Here is a 14,747-nt window from a genome sequence, read left to right on the forward strand (position 1 = left end):
CGCGACCGCCCCATATGTATTCGGACATGACAGCATTGCGCCTTGGCCAGAATGTTACATCTGGAGATTAAACACCGCGTCAACCGGTGTTCCCCGCCAAATCGCAGACGCATCGGGATCGGCAAACAATAGCCTGAGGTGGCCTATGAGCTGTCCGGCTCTGGGATCGGCCAGGCGATAGATAACGGCGCGGGCTGATCGCTTACCCACGATGATGCCAGCTTCCCGCAACTCGCCCAATTGCTGGGACAATGTCGGCTGATGCACGTCGAGCATGGCTTCCAGTTCGGTTACCGAACGCGCTCCTTCCACCAGGGCACACAATATCGAAAGGCGGACCGGGTTCGCCATTGCCTTCAGGAAATCCGATGCGGCGCCGATGGCGCGGCATTTAACCTTCTGCCGGTCCCTGGCTTCGTGCCTCTCGGCTTTCATGACATTCATCGTGACGTTCTTCATCATGCAGCGTTTGCCGTGAAATAGTTTTCTCTCGACCCGAAAAAGTTTGATCGAAACGTTCTTCGATTGCAATCGGGCTTCCATTATATAATTTTATATATTGAGAATTTCAACGATCGCGGAAATATTCATGGCCTTGAGGATCGGGTTTCATCCGAACAATCTGCATCTTAGTCTCGCGGCCCGCTGGCCCGGGGCATTTGCGGATTTCGATCCCGAATTCGTGCCCTACCAGGAGGGGCGGGAGACTGCCGCCAAGCTTGCCGCCGGCGCTTTCGACATCGGCGGCACCGGATCGACGCCGCCCATCCTGGCGGCTGCCTCCGGTCTATCGGTGATCTATGCAGCCGGCTCGTCGCCAAGGCCCGCCAATGGGGCGATTTTGGTCAATCGCCAATCCGAAATTGAAAGCCTGGCGGATTTGAAAGGGCGTTCGGTCGCTCTCGTCGATGGCTCCTTCCTGACCTATTTTCTTGCCAAGGGCCTGGAGGAGGCCGGCTTCGAACTGCCGGACGTGCATCGCCATGATCTGTTGCCGGTGCCGTCTCGCGATGCATTGAGATCCGGTGCGATCGACGCCTGGGTGGCGATGGCCCCGCATCTTGAGCAGTCGCTGTCATCAGGGGAGTTCCGGGTGCTTGCCCATTGCGGCGCGACCATCCCGAACCGGTCGACCTTTTGGACGATCAGCGAGCGTGGGCTGAGTGCCGATGTCATCGATGGCTTTGCGAGTGAGCTGGCGCGGATCGGCAACGCAATTCAATCCGATCCGGAAAAGGCGGCCGCACTTCTGTCCGAGAATGGGACTGAGGTGGAGCGGCGGGCCTGGACGCGCGTCGTCAATGAACGGGACTGGCATGTCGTTCCGGCCAGCGACGTGATCCTTCGCGAGCAGCAGGCGGAGGCCGATACCCTGTTCCGTCACAAGGACCTGGCGACCAGGCTTGAGATCGCAACCAACACCATCGCGGGGAATTCATAGCCATGAACGTTCTTTGGTACATGTGCGCGCCGGACGGCGCTTATCCGTGGAAGCCCGAGGGGTCACGCACGATCGACTACGGCTACTACAAGCAGTTGGCGCAAGCTTACGATCATCTCGGTTTCACCGGCGCATTGTTTGCAACGGGTGCCCACGATGTCTGGCCGCTGGCGGGGGCGCTGCTGCCATATACAGAGCGGATGAAGTTTCTTCTGGCATTCCATCCCGGTCTGATAGCCCCAACCTTGCTGGCCAAGATGGCCGCGACGTTCCAGGAGTTTTCCAACGGGCGACTGCTTCTGAACGTGGTATCCGGCGACGCCAAGATGCTGGGCGCTTACGGCATGACGCTGCCGCACGACGAACGTTATGACATGGCCGACGAGTATCTTACGGTCTGGCACCGCCTGATGGCTGGTGAAAGCGTGACCCATCACGGCAAGTATTTCCAGACGGAAGGCGCCAAGCTCGCGCTTCCGGCAGGCTCTTCCATCCCGGCGCCGCCGCTCTGGTTCGGCGGTTCGTCCGACAGCGCCATCGAGGTGGCGGCCAAACATGTCGACACCTACCTCTCCTGGGGCGAAACGCCTGAACAGATGGGCGAAAAGGTTCTACAGGTGAAAGCGCGGGCCGCCGCGCACGGGCGCGAGCTGAACTACGGCATCCGGCTCTATGTCATCGTGCGGTCGACCGATGCGAAGGCTTGGGAGGCCGCTGCCGACCTTTACGAACAGATGGATGATGCCGCCATTGCCGCCAATCAGCGTTTCGTGTCGAACACCGATTCCATCGGCCAGCAGCGCATGAGCCGTATGCACGGTGGTATCAAGCCGGACAATCTGCGAGACCTGGAGATATCGCCGAACCTGTGGGCGGGTATCGGTCTTGTCCGTCCCGGCCCGGGAACCGCGATCGTTGGATCGCCCGACACCGTCATCCGCACGCTCGAGGCCTATCAGGCCGTCGGCGTCGACACCTTCATTCTGTCCGGCATGCCACTGCTTGAGGAAGCCTATCGCTTCGGCGAGACGGTCCTGCCGAGATTACCGGTCGAGAGATTGATCCCGGAGAAGAAGCAGTTCACCTGGTCGACGCTGTTCGACCGCGACCTCTCGGGAAAGAAGGCGAATGGTTGATACCCGCTCTACCGGGCAGGCGCTGGACCGGCCTGCCGACCCGCAGATTGGGGGCCAAGGACGCAAGGTTCGCCTCGGTTCCCTCCGCCGTCTGGCATCACCGCTGGCCATCCTCGTTCTCTGGCAGCTTTTGAGCGTCGCCGGCCTGTTGCCGCCGCGCATCCTGGCATCTCCGGTTCAGATACTGGCCGCCGGGGCAAAGCTGACGGCATCGGGCGAGCTCGTCATTGGCCTTGGCGTGTCGTTTCTGCGTGTGGCAGTCGGTTTCTCCATCGCTCTCGTGGTGGGGGTATTGCTCGGCCTCATTTCCGGGCTTTCCCGCTTTGGGGAAACGATGATCGATCCGCCAATCCAGATGCTGAAGGCGATGCCGTTTCTAGGGCTTCTGCCGCTGTTCATCCTGTGGTTTGGCATTGGCGAGGTGCCGAAGGTCGGCATGGTGGCATTCGGCTGCGTTTTCCCGATTTATCTCACTCTGCACGGCGGCATTCGCGGCATTGATCGCAAGCTGATCGAGGCTGGAAAGACACTTGGTCTCGGAACGTTCGGGATCGTGCGCCATATCGTGATCCCCGGTGCGCTGCCGTCGTTGCTCGTCGGTGTCCGTTACGGTCTCAGCGTTGCCTGGCTCAGTCTCGTGGTCGGCGAACAGATCAACGCATCGAGCGGGATTGGCTACATCATGACCTATGCGCGTGACTTCCTGCAAACGGATGTGATTGTCGTCTGCCTTCTGGTTTACGCTGCGATGGGACTTTTGACGGATGGGCTGGTGCGGATCATCGAGGCCTATGCGCTGCGCTGGCGCCCAGTGGTGACCGCATGAGCGCGCTTGTCGATATTCAGGGCCTGAGCCGATCGTTCGGCGGTCCGGCGGTGCTCGATGGCATCGATCTTCAGATAAAACCGGGAGAGTTTGTCGCGCTGCTCGGACGCAGCGGCTCCGGAAAATCCACGCTTCTGCGCGTCCTGGCCGGGCTCGACGAGGCATGTGCGGAGAAAGCCGAGATCCCAGTCGGGCGCGCTGTCGTCTTCCAGGAGCCGAGGCTGATGCCGTGGAAGCGCATTATCGACAATGTCGCTCTCGGCGTGAAGTCCCCGAACGCTCGCGAAGCGGCCGAACAGGCGCTTGCCGATGTCGGACTGTCACATCGCCGTGACGCCTGGCCCCTGACCTTGTCGGGTGGAGAGGCGCAACGGGGGGCACTCGCACGCGCGCTGGTCAGAACACCGCAATTGCTGTTGCTCGACGAACCTTTCGCAGCGCTCGACGCGCTGACGAGGATCAGGATGCATGCACTTGTCGATGAGCTGTGGCGCAAGCATCGGCCGGCCGTGTTCCTGGTGACGCATGACGTCTGGGAAGCCGTGGCGCTGGCCGATCGGATTCTCGTCATCGATCAGGGGCGCTTCAGTCTGGAAATCAACGTCGATATTCCTCATCCTCGGCAGCGAAGCGACCCGCGAGCCACCCAAATCGAATCCGACCTGCTGTCGCAGCTTGGCGTCGAACAAAACCACCTTAAACACCATCAAGCCCCTCGGGCGGAACGGATGACACATCCATGAAGAAGCGTTCTTTTTTTAAGGCATTTGCGGCCGCCACCCTCCTGTCCCTGCTTGCGCCGATGGCACAGGCCGCGGATCAGGTCGTCAGGATCGGCTGGCTGCGTGGTCCGAACGATCTGACCCTTGCCAAGTCGCGGGGCACGCTGGAAAAGGCGCTGGCCGAAAAGGGCATCAAGGTCGAATGGGCCGGTCCCTTTCCGGCCGCAGCTCCGGCATTTGAAGCATTGAACGCCGGAAGCATCGATATCACTGCGGGCAGTTCGACATCGTCGATCGCGGCACTTGCCGCCAAGATTCCGCTTGTCGTCTTCGCCTACCAGAAGATGGCGGCCGGCTCCGAAGGTGTGGTGGTGAAGAATGGCGCCGGCATCTCGTCGCTGAAGGACCTTGCCGGCAAGAAGGTCGCCGTGAACCGGGGCGGGACCGGCGAATATCTGCTGATGCGTGGCCTCGAAAAGAACGGCGTCGATCCATCGACCGTCACGCGCGTTTATCTCAGCCCCAGCGACAGCGGACCGAGCTTCGTTCAAGGCCATGTCGATGCCTGGGCGACCTGGGATCCCTTCCTCACGATTGCCGAGAAAACCTATGACGGTAAAGTCCTTGCCGACGGCGCGGCGATCGGGTCTGACAATGCCGTCGTGCTCGTCGCAAGCCGCGAGTTTGCATCCAAGAAGCTGGATCAGCTGCAAGCCATATTCGATGTCGTGAAGAGCGAGAACGCCTGGTCGCTAGCAAACAAGGCAGAGGCGGGCGCGATCTGGGCGAAAGAAATGAATATTCCGGCCGAACTTGGTGCAAAGATCGGCGAGAATAACGCCGTGCCCACGACCGCTGTCACCGATGCCGACGTCAAGCAGATCGACAATATAGCTGAATGGTATGTGAAGAGCGGCATCATCCCGGCAACGCCGGATATCGCCGCCGGGGTGATCACCCTGAAGTAGGCCGCACCTTCAAATCATCTCGGCAGGGGCACCAAAGATGCTCCTGCCGAATGCTTGTGGATTGAGCGAGCAGTTAGCCGCTCGTTGCTGTTGTTGTCTGCTGCCATCTGGTTCATGGCGGACGGACGACTGCTACAGACCACCAAGCCGAATGATTTTTTTGGAGGTCATGAGCATCCGCGGGCGGGAACCTTTCTTCAATCTGTTTTGAAATCCTGACAAAGCGCCGACCGTTTACACGGGGGCGAAGATTGGACGCCGATAAGGGGTCAGTTCCCAGCGGAAATCGACATTATGTTTGTTCGTGTTGTTTCCCATCCTTTCCGAGCGGACTGCAAATCGCGTGATGCAGGTTGCGTCGGCAAGGAGCCTGCCTCAAATTCCTTGAGTTCAGCAACTTGGAGTAGATATCGCCTCTTTTCCTGAGCGCTCCAGAAGAGATATGGTAATGCATATTATTGTAATTGTTGTATAAATGTTCTTTTTGAAGATTTATACAGAATACTTTTAGTAGAATATGTCTGTGTTTCGGCGAAATTTAATTCGGCAATAACCAATTCTACATAGTTTATACCCATGGATTGCGATTTGTATCCAGGAATATCTTATGATAAAACATAGATAAGCTTGGAGGGTGGGATGTTATATCTGCGTCACGCCGTGACCGTTGTGTTGAGCGCGATGCTGCTCGCACCGGTGTCTTCGAAAGCCGCCGAGAAGGTCGGCCAGGCGGTGCTGATTAAAACCGAAGTTACGGGCGCAGGAGGTCCACTGACAGTCGATGACCCCGTCCACCGGGACGAGCGAATCCGCACCTCCCTTTCGGGCCTTGGACAGTTCACATTTCGAGACGGCACGAAATTGGCTGTTGGAGCCGGCTCGTCTGTTGTCATCGACAAATTCGTTTTCGATGACTCGGGCTCAGTCAAAAAGCTCACCATAAGGGCCGCAAAGGGCACTTTTCGCTGGATGAGCGGAAATTCAAACTCTTCTGCGTATCAAATCGTGACGCCCGCCGGAACGATCGGCGTGCGCGGGACGGCATTTGATTTTTATGTCGGGGCGAACGGCACGACTGCGATCGTTCTTTTGAATGGCGCCGCGCAGTTTTGCGGCGCGGGTGGCTGCAGGCAGTTGAAACAGCAATGCGACTGCGTTGTTGCTAAACGCAATGGTCAGATAAGCGATCCTCGCCGGGTCAACCGCGGCGTTCTCAAGACGCTCGGCAACCAGCGAGCTTTGCCGTTTCTGTCTGGGGATCAACGACTTTCGGGACGAATGGGCTTTTTTGGCGGCTGCGGTCTGTCGACGGCGATGAAAGATCGGCCTAACGGGATATCTCCGCGTAGCGCTCCGGCAAACAATCCTGCTCCGACACAGCACGATACGCCTAGCGTACCTAGCACGCCGAAATCGCCACGCGCCGAGACGCCCGCTGCACCTAGTCCGCGAGAAACTCCCAGCACGCCGAATGTCCCAAATCCGCCAAGCACGCCCGACAAACCGGACAAGCACGATGGCGATGAGGGCAAGCATCAGAATCATCATGACCATCATCATGGCAGAGGCGACCATGGGTGGGGGGATCACAACCGCGGTGACCAAGACAGCGATGGCCATGACGGCGATCGTGGCGATCACGGCGGCGGGCACCACCATCGGTAGCGCAGGAGGAGTTGCGAGCGACGGCTGCAAAATCAACTAGATGTCGGCCGCTTTGTCTGCAGGCTCGTCGACGAAGTGTCCGGCTCGGCGCGAAATCTGGCTGTAAAACTCGTGCAACAGTCCTGTCGTCGCGACCTGCGCCTTGAGTTTTGCTGCGCCGACAAGTTTGCGGCTGGTCGTTGACCGTGTTCGCAGGGCAGCGACAAGCCGCCTGTGCATGGCCTGAAGTTCGACAAAATCAGCGGTTTTCGCCAGGCGCGCATCACCGACCACCGCGAAGAGCTCGGTTCGCCTGCTCTTACCCTTCAGCGTCAGCGCTCCCGCCTCGAGCAGAGCGCAATCGGGCAGCAGGCTTGCTGTCGGTTCGGATACCAGAATGTCAAAATTGATATCCTTGCAGGCAGATTCGATACGCGCGGCAATGTTCACTGCATCGCCGACTGCGGTGTAATTGAAGCGTGTCTCGGCACCCATATTGCCGACGCATGCAAGCCCCGTATGTATGCCGATCCCTATTCCGACGCGCCGGGCGTCTCCGAATCCGAATGCATCGATGTCGTTGAGGCGGGCAAGCGTTTCCCGCATGCCCAGGGCTGCTTGCACGGCTTTGCCGGCATGGTCGGAGACATCGACGGGAGCGTTCCAGAAGGCCATGATTGAGTCTCCGATGAATTTGTCGAGCGTCCCTTCATTGACGATGACATGGTGGCTCAGCGCATCGAGCAGCGTGTTCAGAAACGCGACGACGGCGCTCGGGGTCATCTCCTCGCTGATCTGGGTGAAGTTTCGCACATCGACGAACATGACGGTCAGCTCGCGCTCGTCTCCTCCAAGGCGCAGGGCATTGCGCGTATGCTCGATGCGATGGAGCAGCGATGGTGAGAGATAGTGGCCGAAAGCCCGCCGCACGTCGCGCCGCTCCCGATCGATCACGAGAAAGCGGAATGCCGTCGCGGCGAAATGCGTGATCGATCCGGCGACGATCGGTGCCAGTGGGTCGAAGAGAAGCCCCCCATAAAGGAAGGCGAGCCAGGAGGCGACAAGGGCAAAAGAGGTAATCAGCAGGCCGCACGCAAGTGCGACGGCCGGATTGACGAAGGTGGTGAGGATCACCAGAAGGCCGCCCAGCACGGCGATGGACAGGATTTCCAGCCCGTCTGCCCAATCCGGCCGGGAAAGGAAGCGGCCTGAAAGGATCTGCTCGACGATCTGCGCATGGATGGAGACACCCGGCACGTTTTCACCAAGGGCCGTTGTGCGGACATCCTGGAGCCCTGAAGCAGAGGTTCCGACGAAAACGATACTGCCTTCGATGGCGGCTCTGATATCGGCGGAGACGTCTTCGGTCGCAAGTACCTTGCTTGCCGAAATATACCGTTCCGTAGTGTCGGGGCTGACATAGAGCCAGAGCTCTCCTGCCGCCGTTACCGGTACCACGAAATTCCCGATCTTGACCCGGGTCAGTGTATTCGGCGTGTCAGGCGCTGCGTCGAGTACGTAGGTGGAGGCTCCCTGTGCGACACGGAGCGCTTCGAGCGCAAGATTGGGGTAAAGCTGCTTGCCGTCGCTGAGGAAAAGCGGAACCGCGCGCACCACTGCCGATGATGCACCCGGATTGAGGCTGATATGACCGAGGCCTGCGGCATTGGCTTCCAATTGCGGTTGCAGCGGCGTCGCGGCCTTGATTGCGGGCGGTGCATCGAAGGGACTTTCGCCGGTATAGGCAAAGCCTGCCTTCACCGATGGCAGATAGTCTCCCTCGTTGGAGAGGCCGAAGCCCAGCACCACCGGCCTTCCCGATAGCGATCGGGAAAAAATCTCATCATTATCCGGTAGCTTACCCAGCAGTGAGGGATCGATGCCGGTGACATCGCGAACGACATTGCGCGGCGACAGGCGGTCGGGCTCGGCGAAGAGGATATCGAAAGCGATAGCGGAGGCGCCCATATCGGAAAGCCTGTCCACAAGGGCGGCAATCCGGTTTCTCGGCCAAGGCCATTGACCGAATTCGCGTAGCGACGCTTCGTCTATATCGGCGACCCGGACAGGTTGGTTCTCGAAGGTCCGGGGCACCAGGCGCTGATACTGGTCAAATGTCAAATCGCGGGCGAGCCTTAGCAACGGAGGATCGCTTGCGCGCAGGATCGTCAATGCTGTGACGAAGGCCAGGCCGATAACGACGCCAATTTGCTGCGCACGCGTCACCATTATGGTGTCAGCCCCTTTGCCCTGCATCCCCGGCAATAAGTAACGATTCGAAGAAATACAAAAATCTATTGGTCCGCTGCTGCGCCAAGGAAGAATACGCTGCCTTGTTCCCAGGCACGATGCAATGATCAAAATATCGAAGAGATAGGGAACAGAATTTTTGCACGGCGATATCCGGTTCTGTCACAAATCCTATTCGCGGATAGAAAACGCCTTACGCTGGACGAATTTCAGGCGGCCATTGCCTCGAATTGCTCTTTGAGGGTTGGCGCTGGGTTGAAAGCGAAACGCCCTTGCCGCTTGCGCATCATCTGAATCATCTCGGGTACTGGCCAAGTTGTTCGACCTTGTCCTTGTCAACGCGGGCGAGGTCGAAACCCCGCCCGAGATTCTGCGTGCGAAGTCTCCTAGTGCCGTCCTTGCCGCGGCGTGTCCCAAGCTGCTGTTTCCATCCTTCCCGCTCAGATTGCGGCAGTGCGAGGGAATTGGCCATATTTCTGCTGCGCTGCGGCGACGAAATCGTCTTGACGGATTCGACTTCACAACCCTTAATAAACTGATCTGCTGGACCAACCAGTGGACCGGAGGGGAGCGATGGACGGAAGTCCGATCTTAAGCGAGGTACCGAATATCGCGCGGAGCCTCGCCCGCCGGACGGCGCGTGACGTCATCGCCGAGAAGCTGATGGTCCTGATCGCCACCAACATGTTGCGGCCGGGCGACGAGTTGCCGGGCGAGCGCGAATTGGCCAATGTTCTCCATGTCAGCCGCGAAACGGTGCGCGGCGCTATTCAGACGCTCGCCGGGCAGGGCATCATCGAGATTTCGCATGGCAGCCGCAGCCGCGTCTGCAAGGTCGATCTCAGCCACATCACGGTGACGATCGCTTCTCCTAACGCCATTGACAGCTACGATCTGGAATCGGTTCACGCAGCGCGTCTCCACATCGAACTCAAGGTCGTCGGCGATGCCGCCGAGCGGATCGATGAGGCGACGCTGGCAAAGTTGCAGGCGCTCTTGGAGGCGCAGCGTCTCGGCGGAGACGATGCGATGCGTTTCCTAATTTGCGACCGCGAGTTCCATGTTGCGATCTATCGCGCCTGTGGGAACCCGCTCCTCGCCGCTTTCGTCACCGATCTATACACCTACATGATGCATTACCGGCGCAACGCCATGTCCAAGCCGGGCGCCATCGAGGCGAGCTATAGCGATCATCTCTCCATCTTCGAGGCCCTCACGCGGCATGATCGGGAGGCCGTCGTCGCGGCGTTCGAGCATCATCTGACGCGCATTTATGAAACGACCAGGATTCTGCTGGCCACCGACAAGGCGGTTCGAGCCAGCGAGCATGAGGAGATCTGACTGATATGCATGTGATGGTTATCGGGGCGGCCGGCATGATCGGCCGCAAGCTGGTGGAAAAGATCGCTCTGGAAGCGGAAGTGCTCGGCCGCGAGATCGACAGGTTGACGCTCGTCGATGTCATTGCGCCGCCGGTGCCGGCCGCGCTTGCATCCATTTCCACCGCCCTGACGGTCGATCTCTCCGACGCCGGCAGTGCGACCAGGCTTTCCGGCATGCGGCCGGATATGATCTTCCATCTCGCGGCGATCGTCTCCGGCGAGGCCGAGGCGGATTTCGACAAGGGCTACAGCACCAATCTCGACGGCACGCGGTCGCTGTTCGAAGCCATCCGGCACGAGGGGCAGAAGGAACCTTACAGTCCCCGCGTCATCTTTGCCTCGTCCATCGCTGTTTTCGGGCAGCCCTTTCCGGACAAGATCGGCGACGATTTCTTCACGACGCCTCTGACGAGCTACGGTACGCAGAAGGCGATCTGCGAACTCCTGCTTTCCGATTATTCGAGGCGGGGGATTTTCGACGGCATCGGCATTCGCCTGCCGACGATCTGCATCCGGCCCGGCAAGCCCAACAAGGCAGCCTCGGGCTTCTTCTCGAACATCCTGCGCGAACCTCTTGTCCATCAGGAAGCCGTGCTGCCGGTGGATGAGAATGTCCGGCACTGGTTTGCCAGCCCCCGTTCCGCGGTCGGCTTTTTCATCCACGCCGCGCGGATGGACAGCAACAGGATCGGGCCGCGCCGAAATCTCACCATGCCCGGCCTGTCCGCGCTTGTCGGCGAGGAGATCGAGGCGCTGCGCCGCGTCGCGGGCGAAAAAGCGGTCAAACTCATCCGCCGCGAGAGCGATCCCGTCATCCGCTCAATCGTTTCGGGATGGGCAACGGATTTCGATGCGCAGCGCGCGACGGCGCTCGGCTTCAGGGCGGAAACCAATTTCGATGAGATCATCCGGATCCATATCGATGATGAGCTTGGAGGGAATATCTGAGATGCCGCAATCCGCAGCCGCACAAAGAACCCAGGTCGCTCTCGTCACCGGCGGAGGCACCGGCATCGGCCGCAGCATCGCCAGGGCGCTGAGCGCCGAGGGCTATGCCGTTGTCATCACCGGCCGCCGCAGCGATGTGCTGGAAAAAGCCGCCAGTGAACTTGCTGCCGAGACCGGCGGTACGATACGGGCGATCGCTTGTGATATCGGCGCCGCCGAGCAGGTCGCTGAGCTCTTCGGCAAGGTCAAAGCCGAGTTTGGCCGGCTCGATCTTCTCGTCAACAATGCCGGCAGCGGCGCTCCGGCAATCCCGCTGGAAGACATCACCTTCGAACAGTGGAGCGGCGTGGTCGCGGCCAATCTTACCGGCGCCTTTCTTTGCACGCAGCAGGCATTCAGGCTGATGAAGTCGCAGGAGCCTCGCGGCGGCCGGATCATCAACAACGGGTCGATTTCCGCGACGACGCCGAGGCCGAATTCCGCCCCCTATACGGCGACCAAGCATGCGATCACCGGCCTTACGAAATCGACCGCGCTCGACGGACGGCCATACGATATCGCCTGCGGCCAGATCGATATCGGCAACGCCGCGACCGACATGACCGCGAGGATGAGTTCGGGTGTGCTGCAGGCGAACGGGGAAATCGCCAGCGAACCGACCATCTCCGCCGAACATGTTGCTCGCGCGGTCGTCTACATGGCAGGCCTGCCGCTGGAGGCAAATGTCCTGACCATGACGGTGATGGCGACGAAGATGCCGCTCGTCGGCAGGGGATAGAATGTGAAGTCGAATTGGCGTGCATTCTGGCGGTGAATATCCCGGAGGAGGGGGCGACCGGTAGATGAAGCCAAAAATGGGGACAAGTTCTGGGAGGGGCTTTTATGGCAGGTGTCGAGTTTGTCGATGTCAGGAAATCGTTCGGGGCGTTCCCGGTCATCAAGGGCGTGAACATCGAGATCGCGGACGGAGAGTTCGTGATCCTCGTCGGGCCGTCCGGATGCGGAAAATCGACGCTTCTGAGAATGCTTGCCGGGCTTGAGAATATTTCCGCCGGCGAGATCCGTATCGGCAATCGTGCCGTCAACGCGATCCCGCCAGGAGACCGCGACATAGCGATGGTGTTTCAGAACTATGCGCTCTATCCGCATATGTCGGTGGCGCAGAACATGGCTTTCTCGCTGATGCTCAAACGCTCGCCGAAAGCCGACATGGATCAGCGCGTCAACAAGGCCGCGGAAATCCTGGGTCTTACCAAGCTTCTCGACCGCTATCCGCGCCAACTCTCGGGTGGCCAGCGCCAGCGTGTCGCTATGGGCCGGGCAATCGTGCGCGATCCGCAGGTCTTCCTCTTCGACGAACCGCTTTCCAACCTTGATGCCAAGCTTCGGGTCGCCATGCGCGCGGAGATCAAGGAGCTTCACCAGCGTCTCGGCACCACGACCGTCTACGTCACGCATGATCAGATCGAGGCGATGACGATGGCCGACAAGATCGTCGTCATGCATGATGGTGTCGTGGAGCAGGTGGGAAAGCCGCTCGACCTCTACGATACGCCCGCCAATCTCTTCGTCGCCGGCTTTATCGGTTCGCCGGCGATGAACATGATCAAGGGCCGGCTCAATTCGGAGAATAGCAGCCAGTTCATCGCCTCGGACGGAACCGTCCTGCCGGTCGCGAACCCGCCTGCAAGCGCAAAGGGTCGCGATCTCGTCTATGGGCTGCGCCCGGAATATATTGCGCTCGACCCCAACGGCCTGCCGGCGGAGATCACCGTGATCGAACCGACCGGCTATGAGACGCAGATGATTGTCCGGTTTGGCGGCAGCGACGTCAACTGCATCTTCCGGGAGCGGATCGATGCCCGACCCGGCGATACGCTGCGCATCTCCATCGATGCGCCGCATGTCCATCTGTTCGATGCCGAAGGCGGGCAGAGATTAAGTATCTGATGCCGCTTCAACGGTGAGCGGGAGGAAGAGGAGTCTTCCTGCTCATCCGTCGATGCGGAGGCATCCGGCACGCTCGGATGCAATGGTCGTCGTTCACCAAGCGGGAAGGTGGGCGCCGGGGGATTTGCTCCCGTTTCAAAGGAGGAGAATATCATGACATTCAAGAGACGTGACTTTCTTGCCGCCTCGGCGGCAGCAGCCGGTATCGCCGGCCTTTCGCCGCTCGGTATCCGCCCGGCTTTCGCCCAGGCCGAACCCAACTACACGCCCGAAAAAGGCGCCAGTCTCAGGCTTCTTCGTTGGACGCCCTTCGTCAAGGGGGACGAGGATGCCTGGATTGCAAATACCAAGAAGTTCACCGAGGCGACCGGCGTTGAGGTTCGTGTCGACAAGGAGAGCTGGGAGGATATTCGACCGAAGGCGGCCGTCGCCGCCAATGTCGGTTCCGGCCCGGACATGGTGATGTGCTGGTTCGACGATGCCCACCAGTATCCCGACAAGCTGGTCGATCTGACGGAACTGGCCAACTATCTCGGCAATAAATATGGCGGCTGGTATGACGGCCTGCGCGGCTATGCAACCCGCGGCGACAAGTTCATCGCCATGCCGCTGACCGCGATCGGCAATGCCGTCGTCTATCGCGATAGTCATGTGAAGGCTGCGGGCTTCAGCGAATTCCCCAAGGATACCGCGGGCTTTCTCGAACTTTGCAAGGCAATGAAGGCCAAGGGCACGCCTGCCGGCTTCCCGCACGGCAAGGCCGTCGGCGACGGCAACAATTACGCCCATTGGCTGCTTTGGAGCCATGGCGGCAAGATGGTGGACGAAAGCGGCAAGGTGACGATCAACAGTCCCGAGACGCTGGAGGCTATCCATTATGCGAAGGAGCTTTATGCCACCTTCATCCCCGGCACGGAAAGCTGGCAGGACATCAACAACAACCGGGCCTTTCTTGCCGGACAGGTATCGCTGATCGCCAACGGTGTGTCGGTTTATTATGCGGCTAAGAAAGATCCGAAACTTGCCGAGATCGCGGCCGACATCCGCAGCACAAACTTCCCGATCGGCCCCATCGGCAAGAGCGTCGAGCTGCACCAGACGAGCTCGCTGCTTCTCTTCAGCCATACCAAATATCCGGAAGCCGCCAAAGCCTATATCAAGTTCATGATGGAAGGCGATCAGATGAACGCCTGGATACAGGGATCGAGCGCCTATTGCTGCCAACCCCTGAAGGCCTTTGCCAACAACCCTGTCTGGACCGCCGACCCGGTGCATGCGCCCTATGCCCGCGCTTCGGAAACGCTGCGTCCGAACGGCTATGCCGGTCCCCTGGGCTATGCGTCTGCAGGCGTGATGGCCGATTACGTGCTTGTCGACATGTTCGCCGCCGCCGTGACCGGCCAGCTGACGCCGGAGGATGCGATGAAGGAAGCCGAGCGCCGGGCGAACCGTTACTACAAGGTTTGATCCCGCGCGAAGA

At 59.7% G+C, this 14,747-nt stretch carries 13 protein-coding genes; 11 read left to right on the forward strand and 2 right to left on the reverse strand.

The window, feature by feature from the left end; translation table 11 throughout:
- Positions 1-54: 54 nt before the first annotated feature.
- Positions 55-462 carry an ArsR/SmtB family transcription factor gene (locus RRH01S_RS15285; RefSeq protein WP_234711704.1) on the reverse strand — a complete coding sequence of 136 codons (408 nt, stop codon included), beginning with the start codon at positions 460-462 and terminating at the stop codon, positions 55-57.
- 127 nt (positions 463-589) lie between these two features.
- On the opposite strand from RRH01S_RS15285, the gene RRH01S_RS15290 reads away from it, so the two are divergent.
- From RRH01S_RS15290 to RRH01S_RS33495, 6 genes are all read left to right on the forward strand, one after another.
- A complete protein-coding gene (locus RRH01S_RS15290; protein ID WP_080705437.1) occupies positions 590-1,441 on the forward strand; it encodes an ABC transporter substrate-binding protein in 852 nt (283 codons plus the stop codon).
- Between the two features lie 2 nt (positions 1,442-1,443).
- Positions 1,444-2,577, forward strand: coding sequence for an LLM class flavin-dependent oxidoreductase (locus tag RRH01S_RS15295; RefSeq protein WP_007700274.1), 1,134 nt, complete (start codon positions 1,444-1,446; stop codon positions 2,575-2,577).
- Entirely contained in the window at positions 2,570-3,403 is an 834-nt protein-coding gene (locus tag RRH01S_RS15300) for an ABC transporter permease (protein ID WP_007700275.1), read from the forward strand. Before RRH01S_RS15295 ends, RRH01S_RS15300 begins: the two co-directional genes overlap by 8 nt.
- On the forward strand, positions 3,400-4,146 hold the full coding sequence (locus tag RRH01S_RS15305; protein WP_042472618.1) for an ABC transporter ATP-binding protein: 747 nt from the start codon (positions 3,400-3,402) through the stop codon (positions 4,144-4,146). The genes RRH01S_RS15300 and RRH01S_RS15305 overlap by 4 nt, the downstream gene beginning before the upstream one ends.
- On the forward strand, positions 4,143-5,093 hold the full coding sequence (locus RRH01S_RS15310) for an aliphatic sulfonate ABC transporter substrate-binding protein (protein ID WP_042472621.1): 951 nt from the start codon (positions 4,143-4,145) through the stop codon (positions 5,091-5,093). Before RRH01S_RS15305 ends, RRH01S_RS15310 begins: the two co-directional genes overlap by 4 nt.
- A gap of 639 nt (positions 5,094-5,732) precedes the next feature.
- Positions 5,733-6,758 carry a FecR family protein gene (locus RRH01S_RS33495; RefSeq protein WP_080705438.1) on the forward strand — a complete coding sequence of 342 codons (1,026 nt, stop codon included), beginning with the start codon at positions 5,733-5,735 and terminating at the stop codon, positions 6,756-6,758.
- Positions 6,759-6,794: 36 nt separating this feature from the next.
- Here RRH01S_RS33495 and RRH01S_RS15320 read toward each other — a convergent pair whose 3' ends face one another.
- The gene (locus RRH01S_RS15320; RefSeq protein ID WP_234906947.1) at positions 6,795-8,966 is read right to left on the reverse strand and encodes a CHASE2 domain-containing protein; all 2,172 of its coding nucleotides are present in this window, start codon (positions 8,964-8,966) and stop codon (positions 6,795-6,797) included.
- A 594-nt stretch (positions 8,967-9,560) separates the two neighbouring features.
- On the opposite strand from RRH01S_RS15320, the gene RRH01S_RS15325 reads away from it, so the two are divergent.
- The 5 genes from RRH01S_RS15325 (at position 9,561) to RRH01S_RS15345 (ending at position 14,734) form a co-directional block, all read left to right on the forward strand.
- On the forward strand, positions 9,561-10,328 hold the full coding sequence (locus RRH01S_RS15325; protein ID WP_042472631.1) for a FadR/GntR family transcriptional regulator: 768 nt from the start codon (positions 9,561-9,563) through the stop codon (positions 10,326-10,328).
- Positions 10,329-10,333: 5 nt separating this feature from the next.
- Positions 10,334-11,317, forward strand: a complete 984-nt coding sequence (gene denD, locus RRH01S_RS15330; protein WP_042472635.1) for a D-erythronate dehydrogenase — start codon at positions 10,334-10,336, stop codon at positions 11,315-11,317.
- A gap of 1 nt (position 11,318) precedes the next feature.
- Positions 11,319-12,095, forward strand: a complete 777-nt coding sequence (locus RRH01S_RS15335) for an SDR family oxidoreductase (protein WP_042472638.1) — start codon at positions 11,319-11,321, stop codon at positions 12,093-12,095.
- Between the two features lie 104 nt (positions 12,096-12,199).
- Positions 12,200-13,267, forward strand: a complete 1,068-nt coding sequence (locus tag RRH01S_RS15340; RefSeq protein ID WP_007700298.1) for an ABC transporter ATP-binding protein — start codon at positions 12,200-12,202, stop codon at positions 13,265-13,267.
- Between the two features lie 153 nt (positions 13,268-13,420).
- Positions 13,421-14,734: an ABC transporter substrate-binding protein gene (locus tag RRH01S_RS15345; protein WP_007700301.1), complete on the forward strand. Its 1,314-nt coding sequence runs from the start codon at positions 13,421-13,423 to the stop codon at positions 14,732-14,734.
- Positions 14,735-14,747 lie beyond the last annotated feature (13 nt).

This window comes from Rhizobium rhizogenes NBRC 13257, assembly GCF_000696095.1.
GTDB classification, from domain to species: Bacteria; Pseudomonadota; Alphaproteobacteria; order Rhizobiales; family Rhizobiaceae; genus Rhizobium; species Rhizobium rhizogenes.